Here is a 19,077-nt window from a genome sequence, read left to right as displayed (position 1 = left end):
CCTGCGCCACGCGTGGCGGGCAGGCCTGCACCGCTTTCGAACCTGCACGCACGAGCGCGTGTGGGCGGCATGGCGGCCAAAAACATCCATAGCGCATGAAATTAGGGCTGAGCAACTGTGGATTGCTGTAGTATGTATTTCAAGAAGGCATGCTCGTGCGGGCGGGCTGCGCCGGGGCCCGCCTTGTCGCTCTGGCCTTGGCGGCGCGCCATGGCGTCGCTACAATCGATGGTATTGGTGATGAGTAACAGTGAACCCATGAGCAAGCCTCTTTTGTTCGGCCGCGCCCGGCTGAACGCGCTGGTGACCGCGCTGGTATTTGGATTTGCCGTTGCCCCGGCGGCGGCCGCGACGCTGACGATGGCCTGCGATTCCATCGGCCACGGCAACACGGTGTGCAAGGAGGGTGTCAAGGCGTGGGAGCGCAAAAGTGGCCATACGGTCAAGATTTTGTCGCTGCCGGCCTCGTCGTCGGAACGCCTGGTCATGTATCGCCAGTTGCTGGCCTCGCAATCTCCGCTGCTCGATGTCTTGACCATCGATATCGTCTGGCCGGGGATCCTGGCCGAATCGCTGCTCGACCTGAGCGCGCCGGCGGCCGCCAGCATCAAGGAACACTTTCCCGCCATCGTCAAGAACAATACAGTGGGGGGCCGGCTGATCGCGATGCCCTGGTTCATCGATGCCGGGCTACTTTATTACCGCAAGGACTTGCTGGAAAAGTATCAACAGCGCGTCCCGGGCACCTGGGCCGAGCTGGCCGCCACGGCGCGCTTGATCCAGGATGCCGAGCGCAGCGCCGGCCGGCCCCGGATGTGGGGCTATGTCTGGCAAGGCAAGCCGTACGAAGGGCTTACCTGCGATGCGCTGGAGTGGATTGTCAGTTATGGCGGCGGTTCCATCGTCGAGCCGTCGGGCGCGGTGACGGTCGACAACCCGGCCACCATTGCCGCCTTGCGCATGGCAAAACAGTGGATCGGCGCTATTTCGCCACCGTCCGTCGTCAGCGCGCGCGAGGAAGAATCGCGCGCCATGTTCCAGGACGGTAATGCCGTTTTCTTGCGCAACTGGCCCTATGTCTGGGCCGTGGTCAACGCGCCCGACAGCGCGGTGCGCAACAAGGTGGGTATCGCGGTGTTGCCGCGCGGCCCGCACGGCGCGGTCGGCACCACGCTGGGGGGCCATCAACTGGCCGTGTCGAAGTTTTCCCGCAATAGTGCGCTGGCAATCGACCTGGTGATGTTCATGACCGGCCGGGACGAACAAAAGCGGCGCGCCATCTTGCTCGGGCGCAGCCCGACGATCGGCAGTCTGTACCAGGATCCCCAATTACTGGCCATCAATCCCTATCAAGAGATTCTACGTGCCGCCGCGGCAAGCGCGACCCCGCGGCCTTCCACCGTGACCGGCCGCAAATACGAGCAAGTCAGTGCCGAGGTCTGGAAGACGGTGTCCGGGGTGTTGGCCGAAGGCAAGGATCCGGCGACCGGCGTCAAGGCGCTGGCGAGCACACTGAACGCGATGCATAGCGGAGCGGCATGGTAAACGTGGTCAACACGCGTGCGGCAAACACGCGGGCGGGCAGCGCGGTGCTGACACGGCCGGGCGGCGTGGCCGCCATGAGCACCGGGGTGCTGGTGAGCGCCTTCGCGCTGACGATGGCCCTGGCGTGGCACTGGCATCTGGTGCGCCTGATCCAGTGGCACCCCGCTCATGCGCCGATCCAGTTCAACGCCGCACTGGGTTTATTGACGAGTGGTCTGGGCTTGATGGCGCTGACCGCGCGCGCGCGCCGCGGCGCCATGCTGTGCGGGGTGCTCGGCATGCTGCTCGGCTTGCTGACGCTGGCGCAGTACGCCTTTGGCGCCTCCCTGGGCATCGATACGCTTTTTCTGGAACCCTATCTGACGGTGCAAACCTCCACGCCCGGACGGATGGCGCCCAACGCGGCCGTCTGCCTGGCGCTGTCCGGCTTGTCGCTGGTTTGCCTTGCCCGGCGCAACACGCTCGCCACGGCCTTCGGCGCACTGGCGGCCATGCTGTGCGGCGCGGTGGCCGTACTGGCCGTGGCCGGCTACGCGGCGAACGTGACGATGGCCTACGGCTGGTTTGGTTTCACGCAGATGGCGCTACCCACCGCGCTGGCGTTCGTGCCCCTGGCCTGTGCCTTATTGCTGCACGGCGCTGCGCGCTGGCGCACGCACCCAAGGCTGCGGCTGGCCTGGCGGCCGATGTTGGTGGCCGGCGCGATGAGCGCCATGACGTGCGCCATGTGGTTCAGTTTGCTCGACGCGGAACGCGCCCAGTTGCAGCGCACGGGGCGGGAGGAAATGGCCAGTTTTGTCGCGCGCGTGACTACGCCGGTCGAGTCGCGCATCGCCGCGCTGGGCCAGATGCAGCGCCGCTGGGAGTTTCGCGGCGCCACCCCGCGCGCCGAATGGGAGGCTGATGCGGCCGCGCTGCAGGAGGCGCCAGGATACTTCCGCGCCATCGAATGGGTCGACCCGGACCGGATTGTGCGCTGGGTGGTGCCGCAGCAGGGCAACGAGGGTGCGCGCGACGTGGATATGGGCGACCAGCTCAGTGGCCTGGCGGCGCTGGAGGTGGCGCGCTTCAAGCGCTCCCTGAACGTGACAAGCGTGTCTGTCTTGCCGCAGGGCGGCGACGGCTTCATGGCGATCCAGCCATTGTTCACCGGCGCGCGCCTGGACGGCTTCATGGTCGGCGTATTCCAGGTGCAGTCGATGCTCGAACGCGCGGTCAGCCAGGGCGAGTTCGCCAAGGGCTACGCGGTTCAGGTGTTCGACGGCGAGCGCAAGCTGTTCGGCCAGCAAGATGACCTGTTGCCCGATGCGGCTGTGGTCCACGAAAGCGCGCTGCAGTTTCAGGACGTGCTCTGGCAGGTGCGCATGTGGCCCACGCCCGCCTTCGTGGCGCGCCAGTCGTCCTCGCTGCCCTGGACCGTGCTGGGCACCGGGCTGTTCGTCGCCTTGCTGCTGGCCGTGATCGTGCTGCTGATCCAGGTGGCCGACGAGCGCGCCTTGAAACTGCGCGTCGAGATCGGCGAGCGGGTCAGGGCCGAACAGGAAAACGTGCTGCTGATTTCGGAGCTGGAAGTCGTTTTTGCCAACGTCATCGTCGGCATTGCGCTGATCAAGGACCGGCACACCGTGCGTTGCAATGTGCAGTACGCCCAAATTCTCGGCTATCGGATGGACGAGGTGCTTGGAAAAGCGGTCCTGCCGAGCCACCCGAGCGAAGTGGCGGCGCGCGCGATGGGCACGGCCGTGGCCAGTGCGCTGGCAGCGGGCCATTCATTTACGGCCGACCTGGAACTGACGCGCCAGGATGGCAGCCTGTTCTGGGCCGCTTGCTTCGGCAAGGCGCTCGACCCGAACAACATCGATAAGGGCACGGTCTGGGTGCTGGAAGATATTTCAGCTCGCAAGTCGGCCGAAGAGCAGCTGATCTATCAAACGCAGCACGACGCGCTGACCGGGCTGGCCAACCGTGTCATGCTGAGCGACCGGCTCAACATGGCCGTTAACCACGCCGCCCGCCACAAGCACCAGATGGCCGTGTGCTACATCGACCTGGACCGTTTCAAGTACGTCAACGACACCTTTGGCCACGCGATCGGCGACCAGTTGCTGCTCGCCGTCGCCCAGCGCCTGCTGGGATCGGTGCGCGACACCGATACCGTGGCCCGGCTGGGGGGCGACGAATTTGCCGTGGTGCTGTCCGAAGGCGTCGATCCAGAGCTCGTGGCCACGGTGCTGCAGCGCGTTCTGGACAATCTCTGTGCGACGCTGGAACTGGGCGGCCATCCGATCACCGTCAGCGGCAGTATCGGCGTGGCCATCTATCCGCAGCATGGCCTCGATTCGCAGACCTTGCTCAAGCACGCCGACGAGGCGATGTACCACGCTAAAAAGGCCGGCAGGAACAACTGGCGCGCCTTTGAGCCGGCCGAAGCGGACAGCGTGACGCCGCAAGCGTTGCCCGGCTGAGGGGGAGCGCGGCAGCGCACAAGCGTTACCTGAGCAAAAAGTTATGTCCCGAGCGCGCCGGCGGCGCCTGCGTTTCATCCTTTAACGCCACGCCCGACAGGCCACGCCCGCGCGCCTGGTCGAGCAGGTAATGGAGCTTGAAGGCTGCCTCCCGGTAGCTCACGCCCGCGGCGCGGACATTCGAGATGCAGTTACGGTGCGCATCGGTCAACCCCGGTCCGGGCTGCCACGTCATGTACAAGCCCATGCTGTCGGGCGAACTCAAACCCGGCCGCTCGCCGATCAGCACCACCACGCAGCGCGCGTTGAGGATCGCGCCAACCTGGTCGCCAATGGCCACGCGCGCCTGCTGCACGATCACGATCGGCGCCGTCCCCCAGCCGTCCGGCGCCAGGCGCTCTTGCAGCGCATCGATGAAAGGCGCCGCGTGCTGCGCCACCGCCGGCGCCGACAGGCCGTCGGCCACCACCAGCGCCAGTTCGCACGCCGCCGGCGCGGCGGCGGCCAGCGCCGCGCACGATGGCGCGTCGAGCTGGCGCCCCAGGTCGGGTCTTTGCAGGTAGGTCGCCCGGTCGGCGCAGGCGCTGTGGGCCGCCAGCACCACGCGGCCAGGGCGTGCCAGCGCGGCGTGCAGCGCGGGCACATCGAGCGCCATGTGCACCGCGTCGCGCGCGCGCGCGTGCGCCAGCTGGAACGCGAGCTGCGCGCCGGTCGGCATGCTCACGCCTGCGCGGCCGAGCGCAATGCGCGCCTGCGTCAGCGCGCGCAGCTCGCGCCAGGGATTGGGCGTGACGGGCGTGCTCATAGCCGCAGCAGCGCTTGCGCGAACGGCGCGGCAACGGTGTCGCCAAGCTGCGCGGGACCGGCGCCGGTAAAGATGCCCGCCTGGTGCAGCCAGGCTTCGAACTCGGGCGCGGCGCGCAGGCCCAGCACCTGGCGCGCGTACAAGGCATCGTGAAACGAGGTGCTCTGGTAATTGAGCATGATGTCGTCCGACCCGGGCACGCCCATCACGAAATTGCAGCCGGCGGCCCCCAGCATGGTCAGCAGCACGTCCATGTCGTCCTGGTCAGCTTCGGCGTGATTGGTGTAGCACACGTCGCAGCCCATCGGCAGGCCAAGCAGCTTGGCGCAAAAGTGGTCTTCCAAGCCGGCGCGGATGATCTGCTTGCCGTCGTACAGATACTCCGGCCCGATGAAGCCGACCACCGAATTGACCAGCAGCGGCGCGAAGCGGCGCGCCACCCCATAGGCGCGCGCTTCGCAGGTTTGCTGGTCTACGCCGTGATGGGCGTTGGCCGACAGCGCGCTGCCCTGGCCGGTCTCGAAGTACATGACATTGTCGCCCACCGTACCGCGCCCGAGCGAGAGCGCGGCGCTGTGCGCCTGCGCCAATAGCGCCAGGTCGATGCCGAAAGCGGCGTTGGCCGCCTGGGTGCCGGCGATCGACTGGAACACCAGGTCGACCGGCGCGCCGCGCTCGATCGCGGCGAGCGTGTTGGTCACGTGGGTCAGCACGCACGACTGGGTGGGAATGGCGTATTGGTCGATGATGGCGTCGAGCATGGTGACCAGCGCAATCACCTGGTCGACATTGTCGGTGGCCGGGTTGATGCCGATAACGGCGTCGCCGCTGCCGTACAGCAGACCATCGACGATGCTGGCGGCAATGCCGCTGGCGTCATCAAGCGGGTGGTTCGGCTGCAAGCGCGTGGCCATGCGGCCTTCCAGGCCGAGCGTACTGCGAAAGCGGCTCACCACGCGGCACTTTTTTGCCACCAGTACCAAGTCCTGGATGCGCATGATCTTGGACACGGCGGCCGCCATCTCCGGCGTGATGCCGGCCGCTGCGCGCGCCAATGCGGCGCTGTCGGCTTGGTCGCCCAGCAGCCAGTTGCGCAAGTCGCCCACGGTGAGGTGGCTGATGAAAGCAAAAGCGGCCGTGTCGTGGCTGTCGATGATCAGGCGCGTGACTTCATCGTCGGCATAGGGAATGACGTGGTGCTGCAAAAAGACGTGCAAGGGAAGTTCGGCCAGCGCCATCTGGGCGGCCACGCGCTCTTGGGCCGACTGCGCGGCCAGGCCGGCGAGTTGGTCGCCCGAGCGCAGCGGCGACGCCTTCGCCAGCAGATCTTTCAGGTCGCGAAACAGGTAGGTTCTGGGACCGACCATGTGCGAAAACTGGTGTGTGGTCATCATCAAATCCGTTTTGCCCGGTAGAGGCAGGATAGCATGGCGGCTCCGGGAATAGCCAAAGATGCCCGCTTGTTCGGGGGAAAAAAAGGGGCCGCCAATTCATTTTCCCTCCACAACGGCGCCGTGAGCGTTCAGCAATGGCGGCAATACGGCCCTGTCCTGCAGTAGAATCCGGGTCGGGCAAGCCGGTGTTCGTGTTGATGACTGTGTTTTTAGATATATTCGGCATCGATCATTTGCAGCCTTCTTGCCCCATTTTTCGAAACCTTCGGGCTGGTACATCGACGCCGGCGTTGCGCTTGCATTTCCTCACCCCATTTGGATTTGACGATCGATGAGAAGCCTTGAGCTTATGTTATTGGCGGCCGATTTTCTCGCTTTCTGCTTCTTGGCGTTGGCGCGGATGCGGACGTGGTTTTTGATTCGCCATGCGTCCGTCCTTGCGTTGGTAATTGCAGTGGCGCAAGTGCTAGCAGAGGGTCCGCGCTGGCAAATGGCCCCTGCTTATTTGCTGACGATTGTGTTTGTTTTGCTTCGCTTGCTCCTCCACTTCAGTGGCGCCGGCGCGGCCGTGGCTGGGACACGACCTTTTTCTGCGCTTGGGGAAACCGCCCTCTGGACCGGTTTGCTCGCGCTCGCAATCGCTGTTCTACTGCCCGTGCTGGTCCCCGTGTTCGGCTTTGCCCCGTCATCGGGGCCCTACGGGATCGGCACCTTGACTTACCACTGGCTGGACGCCTCCCGTTCCGAAGTCTTCGGCGCCGATTCGCACGTTCGACGCCAATTGATGGTGCAGATCTGGTACCCGGCGAAAGCGAGTCCTGCCATCGCGCGTTCGGGCTATATGAACGATGCCGACGCTGTTACAACGGCTTTCGCGCGGGTCCACGACAAGCCCGCGTTTCTCTTTGGTCACGTAAAGTATGTTGGTTCCAACGCCATGCCGGCGGTCCCGCTAGCTGTCGATCAGCACGCCTACCCGGTCTTGCTGTTTTTAGAGGGGGCGACAGGCTATCGCCAGATGAACACTTTCCAAGTTGAACATCTCGTTTCACACGGCTATATCGTTGTCGCCATAGACCAGCCGGGTGTCGCCGCAACTGTCGTCTTCCCCGACGGTCATCAAGTCGCCGGTCTGACTCCGGCGCAATTTCGTGCCACGGTGGGACCGAGCTACTTGCCGAGCCGGACTAATTCGGCGCAAACCAGCGTGCTGCTTCCGGACGGCAGGACCTTGCATGACCGCAGCATTATTCCTTACCTGACGCAAGATGTGGCCTTTGCACTGGATCAGCTTGCAGTACTGAACCATTTCGATTCAAACGGTGTCCTTACGGGCAAGCTTGATCTGCATCGTATCGGCATCTTCGGCGTTTCGCTGGGCGGCATCGTCGCCGCTGACGCGTGTCGCATTGATGCGCGCCTGCGTGCCTGCCTGATCATGGATGCGGCCATGCCAACCGAGGTTGTCAAGACGGGACTTGCGCAACCGACTATGTGGATAACACGCGATGCCGCCAGCATGCGGCTCGAACGGCGGCAAACTGGCGGTTGGCCGGAAGCAGAGATCGCTGCCCATCAGACCAGCATGCGTGCGGCCTACGACAGCCTGACGGGTGCAGGCTACTTCGTACGTGTACCAGGGATGTTCCAAAGTAACTTTGCCGATATGGCAATCTGGACGCCGCTGTCTCCCTCACTGGGGCTTAGCGGGCCTATCGGTGCGCGCCGCGGGCACGAGATCATCAATGCCTACTCGTTGGCGTTTTTCGACCGGCATTTGCTGAGCCGCCCGGCAAGCCTGCTCGCTGAGCCGGCGCAACGCTACCCCGATGTGCTGGTCGAGTCGCGCCTGCCATGACGAATTGCTGCTGGTGTTCTGGGTGCCCCGTTGAACGGGCGCACAGCGATACATGACGCGCCACTGGCAAAAAGAACTTTGCCCAGTGCGACGCTGTTTCGACGCCCAGGTCCGGTTCGGGATGCGGCGGGAATGGCACGTGCCACGGAAGGCGACAGGCTGCTAGGCCTGGCGCAAGTGCATGCTCAAGTCAACCGGGAACATGCCAAACTCCATCCTTTCATCGGCCTCCTTGCCATCCGGCGTATCGATTCTTTCGATGTGAAACCGGCCCAGGATCATGGCGATTGCCACCTTGATCTCCAGCAGCGCAAGATAGCGGCCCGGACACATGCGCGGCCCCGCGCCGAAGGGCAGGGTGATGCGCTTGTCGGCGCCAGCCACATCCGGGCGGCTAAGCCAGCGCCGCGGGTCAAATTGCATGGCGTTGGGAAAGTGGCGATCAGCGACGCTTTCATGGCGCAGCACGCACCACACCAGCGTGCCCGCCGGCACATCGACGCCGGCGATGGTACTCGGACGCAAGGCTTCAAGGGGAATGAACGGGGACACCGGTTTCAAGCGCATCGATTCCTGAATGCAAGCGTCAAGGTAGTCGAGGCTATCAATCTGGGTGACGGTCAGCGCGCCGGTATCGGGCGCGAGGCGCCTTACTTCCTCCTGCGCCTGGCGCAGTGCGTCCGGGTTGCGCGCGAGCTGGTACAGCAGCCAGGCGATGCTGTTGGCGGTCGTATCCTCACCCGCCAGCAGCATGGTCGATACATTGCCGGCGACAATGTCGTCATCCACGCCGCTGTCGCTGCGGTCGGCCGCCGCCAGCATGGCTTCGAGCAGATTGCCCGGCTGCTCGCGCCGGGCCGGTTCTGCCTGCAGGCGCGCCCGCGCGACGATGATCAATTGATTGACCGCTGAGCCGATGGCGGCAACGCTGCGTTCGAGCCTGCGGTCTTGCGGCAGCTTGAACCAGCGCCAGTACGGTATCAGGGCCACGCTGCGGCGCGCCAGCGCCGGCAGCAGCAGGTCGAGGTCGCGCTGGATCACGTCGTCGCCGCCCTCGATGGTGTTGACGTCGGTGCCAAACGCCAGTCCCGCGATGATGTCAACCGTATAGCGCTTGAGGTCGGGCCCGAGCGCGATCGGCGTGCCGTCGCGCGCCGCCGTTTCCCAGCGCCGCTGCAGGCGCAGCGCCACCTTCACGAGCGAAGGAAAATACGCCTTGACGGCCTGCGGCGCAAAAGCGGCCATCACCATGCGGCGCTGGCTGCGCCACGCTTCGCCTTCGGACGTCACCAGGCCGTGCCGCCCGCCCATTTCTTCCGACACCAGCGCGGTGACGGCGGGCCGCCGGAATCCATCCGGACGGTCGCGCAAAATCGCGCTCACCGCCGCGCCGTCGGCCACGACCAACACATTGCTGCGGCCAAAGCGCACCCGGAAAATGGGGCCGAACTGGCCGCTCCAGCGTTCCATTGTCTGGTGCACGCGCAGCCGGTCGATCTGCAGCATATTGCCCACCAGCGGCAGCGCGCGCGGCCCGGGCAGCTCGTCGATGCGGCGCCCGACGGCGCCCGGCTCGCCGCTTTGCAAGGAGGCTGTCATGAGGGGTCGCTCCGCTTGGCGGCGCGCGCTGCGTCCAGCGCTTCAAGCGCTTCGCGCGCGACCCGCTTGTCCAGGCGCTTGCCGGCATCCTTGGCGTAGGTGCGGCAGCCGGCGGGGTCGATAAAGGCGTTGCGCGCGGCGCTGCGCTTGCCGGCTTTTTCAAGCGTCCCGGTAAAGTCCGGGTGCACCGACACCACCACATCGCACGGCAAGGCGGCAACCTTGGCGATACTGGCCCGGAACGCGCGCGTCAAGTCGGCCCGCGCGCTGTCGCCGGTAAAGTGAAAGCCCTCGCTCGAGACGGGATTGAGGCTGTCGACATACACCACGTCCAGGCAGCGCTTGCCTTCGCAGGATTTCCAGCTCCAGGTGGTCCCGCCCGGGGTATGCCCGGGCGTCAGGTGGGCCGTGATGGCAAGCAGGCCGGTGCTGACGGTTTCGCCGTCGGCCACTGTGCGCACGGCGGCCGGCACGGGAATGGGCGAAGATCCGCCGGGCGAATACTGCGGGTCGTCCCGCCCTGGCGTACCTGCTTTGAGCACTTGTGCGCCCGAGGCGCTGGCAAGCACTTGGGCGCCGCTGGCGCGCTGCAAGGCGGCAATGCCGCCCGCATGGTCGGCATGCGCGTGCGAGTTGGCGATCAGCTTGACGTCTTCGATTCGAAAGCCCAGGCTCACGATATTGCGCGCGATTTGCGCCGCCGATTGCGGCAAGGCGCCGTCGAGCAGGATGTGGCCGTTGGCACTGGTGATGAGCAACGCCGACAATTCGCGCGTGCCCACGTACCAGGTATTGCCATAGATGTTAAACGGCGCCTGCGGCTGGTTCCAGGCCGCGCACTTGGGGCACGTGGTTGCTTCCTGGGCGAGCGCCGGTCCGAAGGCGGCCAGCAGCAAGGTGCAGGCCAGCGCGCGCGCCCTTGTCGCTGTGTTCCGGTATGCAAAATTCAAGGTCGCCGCTCCCCATGTTTGTAAAAACATGATTATATGACAAGCTTGAGCAGCCGGCGCCAAGTGTTGAGGCACGGCCTTTCTGGCGCCGGCGCGCAGGTCAAAAGCTGTAGCCGATGTTGAGCGAAACCGACTCACGCTTGGGGCCGCCATAGCTATGCTGGGGCTGGCGTCCAAAGCGCTCCAATTCCAGCGTCACCGTCACTTTCTGCGTCATGGCATATTTGATGCCGATGCCGGCGTACAGGCCGGTCGTCGATTCGTGGCCGCCCCGTGGTCCGTCAAAATGCAGGCGGGAGTGGGCCAGCCCGAGTTTGGTCACCAGTGACCATCGATCGCTGATGGCCATGGTAGCTTTGCCCGCGATGTACACCAGGTTGCCCTTGGCCGTACCGAGCGGCCTGAAAGACGCGTCCTGGGCATTGTAGTCGGGCGTGCCGGGCAAGCCTGCTTCCACCCCCCAGGTGTTGGTAAAGTCATAGCCGCCGAACAGCTTGAGTGCGCCTTCGTTGCCCTTCGAAACGCCACCGTCGTAGGCGTGAATGCCCAGCCCCACGTACGGACCTGCGGCGTAAGCGGGCGCGCTCAGCGCCGCGCCAATGAGGCAGGCGAACAGGTATTTTTTCATCGTTGTGATCCTTGATTCATTGGTTCGCAATTCACAATAAATTGCGAGGCCGCAAAGGTAACATTGGACGAATTGTAATAATTGCCTATTCGCAAGGTTCTGTTCTGCGGTACTTTTCCGCCCGAATCGCAGTACCTTTTAGCCGGCTGGATCGAGCAGATCCTGACGTGGCAAGGCCCAGGCGGGCACGTTGGCCGGGCATGGCACATGCGCGAACGCGGCCGGATCGAAAGTCGAAAAATTTGCCCCGGCGCCCCGCGCGAAGCGCGCGTCGCTGGCAACGGCGCCGGCCAGCAGCGGCGCGCGCGCAAAGCGCATCCAGGCGTGAAAGTGGCAGTTCGCGGCCAGGCCGCGCAGTGAGGCCAAGCTGGCGTCCGTCGGCGTAGCCAGGCCGATTTCCGCATCCAGCGTTGCGAGCACGGGTAAAAAGGCGGCCGGACACGCCTGCACCGGCAGCAGGGCCGGGGCGAGGCTGAGGAGCCCGCGCCGAATGCGATACGTGCCGGCGTCGTCAAAGCGCTCGACCGTGACGAACGACCAGCACGCGGGGTTGGCCGGCAACGGCGTCATTGCCGCGTCAAGCAGGCGAGCGGTCGGGGCCAGGGCGTGCAGGCGCTGCGCCACATGCTCGCGGCCCACATGCGAAGCGACGCCCTGCAAGGCGACAAAGGCGCCCGCCACGAGCACGCCTGTTGCCAGGCCGGCGCGCCCGGTCGCGCCGGCACGTCCTTGCAGCAAGGCGATCGACGCTGCGGCCAGTCCCAGCGCCAGCAGTGAGGCCCAATGCAGAAAGCCGGCAACGCAGGTCCAGGCCAGCACGCCGGCCAGTAGCGCGCCCAGCGCAAAGCGCAGGGGCCGCGCCGGCAGCATCATCGCCAGCGGCACCCCGAAGCCGATCCAGAAAACTGGTTCGACGATGAACACCATGTCGCCATACAGCCAGCGTGCGTCGAACGGGTAAAAGGGATGCACGCCATACGAATTAGCATAATCCATCAGCAGGTGCAGGCCCAGGCCGATGACGGTGGCGCCCACCAGAGCGGCGCGGGCGTTCGCGCTTGTGCGCAGCAAAAGGCGGGCCGAAGGCCACAGCAGCCAGACCAGCGCAATGAGCAGCAGCGCCTGCGGCGCCGCGTACAGCAGCGTATGGGTGTGGCCGCGGTGATGCAGCAGGTAGCCGAGCGGCGCCGGCAACAGGCCGGTAAGCACGAGATCGAGATCGGGCAGGTTGGCCGCCACAGCGCCAGCGACCAGCACCATGCGGCGGCGCAGCGATTGGGCCTGCGCGTGCGGCTCCGGCGCCAGACTGCGGTGCAGCAGTTCGGCGACGGCAAGGCCCGACAGTGAGTGACTGATGTTATCCATGATGCTGAGCTATTGTTGTAGGTGTGTGGGTCGAGCGGTTATCAGACCTGCAACTAAAACCCTTCCTTGCTTGGCGCTCTGTCTGCCACCGTTGGTCGATGTCGGAAGGCGGCTTCGCCAATTGTCTGGAGTCGGCGGCACTAGACTGCATGAGCCGCTGTTTGGTCGCATAAGCGCATACTGGCCGCATACCGCATGATAGACCGGCGGGCCGTGCGATCGTCATGCGCCGCGACCTGAGCTACGGATTGCACGGGGAGCGCTGGGGAGCGCTCCAGCGCGTTAGGCGCCGTGCAAGCGCGTACGACACCGGTCGTACTCGGTCAGCAATCGCCGCAACACGGCGCTGGTTCTGCCTCGTGACAGCGCGATGCGCTCGAGGTGTAATGCCAGTGACACTAGCATATCGCGAATGCTGAAACCTGGACATGCTTATATCCACATTGCATCTTGCTCGCGCCAAGCTGCGTCGGCTGCATCTGCCCGCATTGGCTTGAAGTAGTAGTAGCCTTGTACAAAATCGGCGCCCATTTCGCGTAATAACTCAACCTCGGCGGCTGTTTCCGCCCCCTCGGCTACGACCTCCATACCCAATATGTGCGCAAGCATCATGACCACTTCGGCAATCTGGCGCTTGTCATCGTGCAGGTCCATCTGGCTGACGAAGGAACGATCGATCTTCAAGGTGTCGATCGGCAGGCGCCGCAATTGGCTCAGTGAAGAATAGCCGGTACCGAAATCGTCGAGTGACAGCTTGACGCCCAGTTGCTTTAACTGCAGCAATATGCTCAGCGCGCGCTCAGGGGCGGCCATGATCGCGCTTTCCGTCAATTCCAGTCTCAGGGTGCCTGCAATGATGCCAGTCTCGTTCAGGGTCTGTTCAACGAGCGCGACCAAACCTTCGTTCGACAGTTGCAGGGCCGATAGATTCACACTCATCGTCATCGACCGTCCGCTCTCATGCTGCCAAGTGCGCAGCTGGCGGCATGCATGCTGCAGGATCCAGGAACCCATCGCGCTGATCAAGCCGATCTCTTCGGCAACCGGGATGAATTCGGTCGGGCCGACCGCACCGTACACGGGGTGGTTCCAGCGTAGCAGCGCTTCGAAGCCGCGGATCAGGCCGTCGCCGGGGGTGACAACTGGCTGGTAGGCCAGCCACAATTGACCCCGGTCCTGCGCCAGACGCAGTTCCGACTCCAGCCGCAACCGACGCAAGGCTTTCTGCTGCATGATGGTGTCGAACATGACCCAGCGCGCCCGGCCCTGCTGCTTGGCGTAGTACATGGCAATATCGGCGTCGCGCACCATGTTCTTCACGTCGTCGTAGCCGCTGGCGCTTTGGGCAATGCCGATACTGGCCGTCACGATGACCTGCTGCTCATCGAGCATGAAGGGCTGCGCCATGACGCTGATCAGCCTTTCTGCAACGCGCACCGGAACTTGCTCGCTGCTGATATTGTCGAGCAGAATAATGAATTCGTCGCCGCCAATGCGGGCCACGATATCGGCGCCACCATCATCTGCATCACCGCGCGTTATCAGATCGGTCTGGCGCAGCGCGGAAGACAAGCGGTTGGCCGTGGCGATGATCAATTGGTCGCCTGCCTGGTGCCCCAAGCCGTCGTTTACCGCTTTAAAACGGTCCAGATCAACGAATAGTACGCTGAACTTGTAGCCTGGCACACGCGTGGCGCGTCGCTGAGCATGCTGCAGGCGAGCGAGAAATAGCGTACGGTTTCCCAGTTGGGTCAGCGAATCGTGATGCGCATCGTGCATCAGCTTGGTCTTGGTGCGGTTGCGTTCGACGACGCGTCCGAGTTGAATGCCGATTTGGGCCATCAACCGCAGCAGTGCTTCATCAGGCGTCTGGAGCTTCATGCTGAAAAATTCGAGCACAGCGACGACATCGGTGCCGATCATCACAGGAAACGCAAACAGTGAGCTCAGGCCTGCGCGCATCGCTTCCGGCAGGCGCGGATAGGCATCTGCATCATCAGAGCCGACATTGATCCACGCCGGCGCACCGCTTTCAGCGACCCGACCAGGAAGGCCGATGCCAGTGCCGAATGCGATCGATTCAGTGAGCGCACGCAGGCCGTCGTACTTGCCTGCGCTTTCGTCATGCCAAGTGCTCGTCGAGTGAAGCGGACGGTCGATGCCGTCATCGGACAGCAGCAAATGGCCCAGTGGCCAGAACGCAAATTTGCATACTGCCGCCAGAGCGTGGCACATCGCGTCTTCCACGCTGGTAGCCTGGTTCGCTGCCGTAGCAATCGTTTGTAGCAGGGCAATTTCCTGCTGTCTTTGAAACAGGTCGCGCAGACCGCGTTCGGCGATCGCTTCGGCTTCAAGGCGCGCTGTCGTCGCGCGCAGCAGGCGCCGGTTCAGGCGGGTGATTTCGGCGTTGAGCGCCGCCGTGTCATCGATGTATTCGGACATGGAACACACACTTGACGGCGCCTTCATGCATGCATTGTTGATGCTCGATGTCGGCCTGCTCATGGAAATGCTCGGCGGAGCCTTTGATGAAACCTTCTGCCAATGCGCACAATTTGCGCGGCGAGCTATAACCGATCACCAAGTCGCCATCCTCGCTGACCCCGAAATCGAACACCGGCGTGATCGCACCCGGATACAGTTTGTGCACTTCTGGGTGAATGATGTCGTTCAAGGTAAGCAAGAAGCTGCGCGTAGCGGCATGCTTGCTGAAAAAATCGGGATGACGGGCAAACAGCATGGGCATGGCGCGGTGGCCAAACCAGCGCAGCACATCGGGGGGCGGCAGCTTGAGCGCCTTCGAGGCAACATCGACCAGGGCGATGATCTCGGCGTCCGCGTAGCTGCCGAGCGAAGTGTAGGCGCCCGACAGTTTAGCGTCATCGAGCAGCTTGTCCCAGGTCGCTGCGCCGAACTCCGTGCTGACGGCTTGCTCAAGCAGATTGAAAATGACACCTTTCATCGTAGCCTCTGGTGTGATGACCAAAGTAATCATATAGCATTTGAGAAACTATGATTGAAATTGTTTCTAGTTGTCCCCCCGCGTTGGCAAGCGGCGTTGCGCTGCGCCAGGTTGACCACGTCTGATGCGATCACTGCAAGGCCGCGCCGCAGGAACGGCAATGCAATGGAATTGACACGCCGATGACAACGTTGACGCCCGGGGTGCAGATGCTCCACTGGGAGGCGCAAGCTGCCAATCGTGCGCGACAAGCCGGGAAATGCTGCACAATGCATGCATGAACACGATGATGTTTTATCGTGGTTGACGCGGTCATGTTAGCTGCGCGGCCACAAGCTGGCGTCGATGCGCAAGTCCAGTTGCTGCTCGTTGGCATCAGTAGCAGCGGCGTGGCTGTGCCGATCGAGTCGGTCTTGCGTGAAGACGGCTATGGCGTGAGCGGCGCAACCGATGTAGTCGCTGCTTCGGCGGCCATCTCCTTGTGCTCCCCCAGCCTGATCGTTCTCGATTTGGCGTCAGGCGAAGCGAACGGCTATGCGTGGGTGCGATCGCTTAAAGCAAATCTGGCAACCGTACAGATTCCTGTGCTGGTGGTGAACTCCCACGCGCATTCTGGCGCCTGCGTGAACGCGCTGAAAGCGGGTGCCGATGTTTTCCTGATGCAGCCACTAAGCGCTGATGAACTGCGCCTTCAGGTACGCAATCTGTTGCGGTTGACCGAAAAAGCGTTTCTCCCTGTGGATGGAGAGGCGTTAGTGCTGAGGCCAGCGCGCGCGGGCGCGCTTAACCCTGCCGGGGCGGATCGATTAAGCAAGGGAGCGCGGCAAGTTGCCATTCTCGATGCGCTGCCGGTCACCGTCGCCTTGCTCGACCGGCAGGGCATTGTCGTTTCCGTTAACCAGGCCTGGCGTAACTTTGCCGATCTTAACGGGATGGCCCCAAGGTGTAATTTTGGCGTTGGGAGCGACTATCTCGCCATCTGCGAGCTCGCAGGTCTGTCTGAGGAGGATCGGAGCCTGGATGCGGCCTGCGGCATCCGAGCGGTGCTCAGTGGCGCAGCGCATGATTTTTCGATTGAGTACCCTTGCCATACCGAGCAACAGCAGCGCTGGTTCATGATGACGGTTTCGCCCCTCGGCGACGGTGCAGAGGGCGCGGTCGTCATGCATATGGAGGTGACTCAAAAGTACCGCGCCGAACAATCGTTGCGCGCCAGCGAAGCGCAGTTCCGCCAAATGGCCGACAACATTCGCGATGTCTTTTTTCTTTTTGATGCCACAACGTGGCGGGTGCTCTATGTCAGTTCGGCTTACGAAGAAATTATCGGGCGCAGCTGCGCCAGCTTGTATGCCGATTCGCATTCATGGACCAGCGCGATGTTGCCGGATGACTGTGCACGTATCGCCACTGCCTACACCACACATCGTAAAAGCACGAACGCACGCTTTGATTGTTTCTTTCAAATCCGGCGCCCGGATCAGAAAGTGCGCTGGATTTTCATCAAGGTGTTCTCGATCCTGGACGCCGGCGGCATTGTTACCCGTATTGCGGGAGTGGCACAGGACATTACGGAAAGCAGGGAGGCGGGGCATGATTTGCGCGAGAGCGAACACCGCTTCCACGAGTTGTTGAATAACTCGAGCTTACTATCGGTGATGCTCGACCTCGAGGGCAAGGTCACATTTTGCAATGAAGCCTTGCTGCGCCTGACCAGCCGCCGGCTCGATGCCGTCATCGGCGGCGATTGGTTCTCTATCTTCATGGCTGCCGATCATGCTGAGGCAAGGAAGCACTTTCTCGACTTGCTGTCAGATAGTCCAACAACGCTGCGCTATGAAGATGAAATCCTCAGGGAAAATGGTGAGCGGCGCCTGATCTGCTGGAACAGCTCTGTGCTACATGATCACAATGGCAAGGTGATCGGCACCGCAAGTATCGGCGAGGACATTACCGAGCAAAGAAAATCCGCGACGAAAATTCTTAGTTTGAATGCTAACCTGGAAAAAATGTCGAGCCAGCTATTGCATGCGCAGGAGCAGGAACGCATCAGCCTGGCGCGCGAACTGCACGACGAACTGGGCCAGCGCCTGGCGCTGCTAAAAATTAACCTGCACCACCTGCGCCGCTTTCTGTTCGAGCCCGATGCGCACGCGGCCTGGGCGGTACTCGACGCGGCCGTGCTGACCTTGATCGCCCAGATTCGGGTCATCTCGGTGTCCTTGCGACCACCGGCGCTCGATTACCTCGGCCTTGAATCTGCGCTGGAGCAGTTGTTGAAGCGCCAATTTGCAACAGGCGACTGCGGCTATATCTTTGAATATGCGGGCTTGCCGGCCAAGCTCGCGCCGCCTATTGAAATCGCCGTCTATCGCATTGTGCAGGAAAGTATTACCAACGTCGTACGCCATGCCAATGCGACCTGCGTTGTGGTGGAAGTGAACGGCGGCGAAGCCGGACGTGAGCTTGAACTGATTATTCGCGACAATGGCGTTGGCTTCGCTCATCACGCAGGGACCCAAGTACAGCGTGCCGATGGCAGCCGCGGTGGTCTGCGCGGCATGCATGAGCGAGTTGAACTGCTAGGTGGCACGTTCAATGTTGAATCGTCGGCCAGCGGCGGCACCCGCGTCATCGTTGTTTTCCCGTTGCAAGCGTGCTGATGCCCAAGACGACCATTTTGCTGGTTGACGATCACGTCTTGGTGCGGGCGGGCATTCGCAGCCTGATTGATCAGCTAGACGACTATGTCGTGATCGCCGAGGCCTCAGAGCCGGACGAAGCCATGCGGCGCGTGGCCCGCCAGATTCCCGATATTGTGGTGACCGACATCACGATGGGCGAGCACAGCGGCCTCGACCTGATACGCGTGCTCAAGCAGCAGTTCCCCCAAGTGGCTACGATTATTCTAAGCATGCATGCGTCTGAGGAAATGGTGACGGAAGCGTTGCGGCAAGGCGCATCGGCCTACCTGTTGAAGGAATCCGCGCCGGCTGAACTGGAAATTGCGCTCAATGCGATTGTACGCCGCACCAAATATTTGAGCCCGGCCGTATCGACCAAAATGATCGAGCGATTTGTCTTGGCCCCAACGGGCGAGAAGAAGCAATTCCAGTTGCTGACGGCTCGCCAATTGCAAATCCTTAAATTGATCGTTGCCCGGAAAAGCACCAAGGAGATTGCTTTTGACCTCGACTTGAGCGAGAAGACCGTGGCGGCGCATCGCTCCCAATTGATGGAGCGACTTGGTGTACGGGACGTCGTCAGCTTGGTACTGCTCGCGGTCAAGAACGGGCTGGCAGACGCCGAGGGCTAAGGCCCGCGTTATCAGGTAGGACACGTGGGCCGGCGAGAAAAATCCTTGTTGTACCCAAGAATTAACCTTAATTCCGCGTGGAAACTTTAATTGATAATAACAGCTCAGTGACGGCGGTATGCCCCATGGCCTAGACCAGCTAGCGTTTTAAACGGATCGCCCAAGCTGCTCTGATGTGTCAGCCTGGTTGACA

Annotated in this window: 13 protein-coding genes; 5 read left to right on the top strand and 8 right to left on the bottom strand. The window is 62.8% G+C overall.

What is annotated here, in order from left to right:
• Positions 1 to 258: 258 nt before the first annotated feature.
• Together ACP7BV_RS02865 and ACP7BV_RS02860 are read left to right on the top strand one after the other, a co-directional pair.
• Complete coding sequence (locus ACP7BV_RS02865) at positions 259 to 1,545, top strand: ABC transporter substrate-binding protein (protein WP_426101300.1); 1,287 nt, start codon at positions 259 to 261, stop codon at positions 1,543 to 1,545.
• Entirely contained in the window at positions 1,539 to 4,010 is a 2,472-nt protein-coding gene (locus ACP7BV_RS02860; RefSeq protein WP_426101298.1) for a diguanylate cyclase domain-containing protein, read from the top strand. The genes ACP7BV_RS02865 and ACP7BV_RS02860 overlap by 7 nt, the downstream gene beginning before the upstream one ends.
• A 25-nt stretch (positions 4,011 to 4,035) precedes the next feature.
• Here ACP7BV_RS02860 and eutC read toward each other — a convergent pair whose 3' ends face one another.
• Both eutC and ACP7BV_RS02850 read right to left on the bottom strand, forming a co-directional pair.
• Entirely contained in the window at positions 4,036 to 4,815 is a 780-nt protein-coding gene (gene eutC / locus ACP7BV_RS02855) for an ethanolamine ammonia-lyase subunit EutC (protein ID WP_426101296.1), read from the bottom strand.
• Positions 4,812 to 6,206, bottom strand: a complete 1,395-nt coding sequence (locus ACP7BV_RS02850; protein WP_426101412.1) for an ethanolamine ammonia-lyase subunit EutB — start codon at positions 6,204 to 6,206, stop codon at positions 4,812 to 4,814. The genes eutC and ACP7BV_RS02850 overlap by 4 nt, the downstream gene beginning before the upstream one ends.
• 352 nt (positions 6,207 to 6,558) lie before the next feature.
• Between ACP7BV_RS02850 and ACP7BV_RS02845 the strand changes: the two genes are divergently transcribed.
• Positions 6,559 to 8,067 (top strand): alpha/beta hydrolase family protein, encoded by a 1,509-nt coding sequence (locus ACP7BV_RS02845; protein WP_426101294.1) that lies wholly within the window; start codon positions 6,559 to 6,561, stop codon positions 8,065 to 8,067.
• A 162-nt stretch (positions 8,068 to 8,229) separates the two neighbouring features.
• Here the strand turns inward: ACP7BV_RS02845 and ACP7BV_RS02840 are convergent, their stop codons facing one another.
• The 6 genes from ACP7BV_RS02840 to ACP7BV_RS02815 form a co-directional block, all read right to left on the bottom strand.
• The gene (locus ACP7BV_RS02840) at positions 8,230 to 9,666 is read right to left on the bottom strand and encodes a cytochrome P450 (protein WP_426101292.1); all 1,437 of its coding nucleotides are present in this window, start codon (positions 9,664 to 9,666) and stop codon (positions 8,230 to 8,232) included.
• Positions 9,663 to 10,616 (bottom strand): subclass B3 metallo-beta-lactamase, encoded by a 954-nt coding sequence (gene bla, locus ACP7BV_RS02835; protein WP_426101290.1) that lies wholly within the window; start codon positions 10,614 to 10,616, stop codon positions 9,663 to 9,665. Before bla ends, ACP7BV_RS02840 begins: the two co-directional genes overlap by 4 nt.
• 100 nt (positions 10,617 to 10,716) lie before the next feature.
• Positions 10,717 to 11,244, bottom strand: coding sequence for a porin family protein (locus ACP7BV_RS02830; RefSeq protein WP_426101288.1), 528 nt, complete (start codon positions 11,242 to 11,244; stop codon positions 10,717 to 10,719).
• A 138-nt stretch (positions 11,245 to 11,382) separates the two neighbouring features.
• The gene (locus ACP7BV_RS02825; RefSeq protein WP_426101286.1) at positions 11,383 to 12,609 is read right to left on the bottom strand and encodes a metal-dependent hydrolase; all 1,227 of its coding nucleotides are present in this window, start codon (positions 12,607 to 12,609) and stop codon (positions 11,383 to 11,385) included.
• Between the two features lie 432 nt (positions 12,610 to 13,041).
• Entirely contained in the window at positions 13,042 to 15,051 is a 2,010-nt protein-coding gene (locus tag ACP7BV_RS02820; protein ID WP_426101284.1) for a putative bifunctional diguanylate cyclase/phosphodiesterase, read from the bottom strand.
• Entirely contained in the window at positions 15,032 to 15,571 is a 540-nt protein-coding gene (locus ACP7BV_RS02815; protein ID WP_426101282.1) for a heme NO-binding domain-containing protein, read from the bottom strand. Before ACP7BV_RS02815 ends, ACP7BV_RS02820 begins: the two co-directional genes overlap by 20 nt.
• Before the next feature lie 299 nt (positions 15,572 to 15,870).
• Between ACP7BV_RS02815 and ACP7BV_RS02810 the strand changes: the two genes are divergently transcribed.
• Positions 15,871 to 18,231: a PAS domain S-box protein gene (locus tag ACP7BV_RS02810; RefSeq protein WP_426101280.1), complete on the top strand. Its 2,361-nt coding sequence runs from the start codon at positions 15,871 to 15,873 to the stop codon at positions 18,229 to 18,231.
• The gene (locus tag ACP7BV_RS02805; RefSeq protein ID WP_426101278.1) at positions 18,231 to 18,884 is read left to right on the top strand and encodes a response regulator; all 654 of its coding nucleotides are present in this window, start codon (positions 18,231 to 18,233) and stop codon (positions 18,882 to 18,884) included. Before ACP7BV_RS02810 ends, ACP7BV_RS02805 begins: the two co-directional genes overlap by 1 nt.
• The last annotated feature ends 193 nt before the right edge of the window (positions 18,885 to 19,077 follow it).

Origin of the sequence: Massilia sp. TSP1-1-2, assembly GCF_049896185.1 — a bacterium.
Classification (GTDB): domain Bacteria; phylum Pseudomonadota; class Gammaproteobacteria; order Burkholderiales; family Burkholderiaceae_D; genus Telluria_A.
Note: the sequence above shows the minus strand (reverse complement) of the source record. Positions and strands in the feature narration are given on the sequence as shown.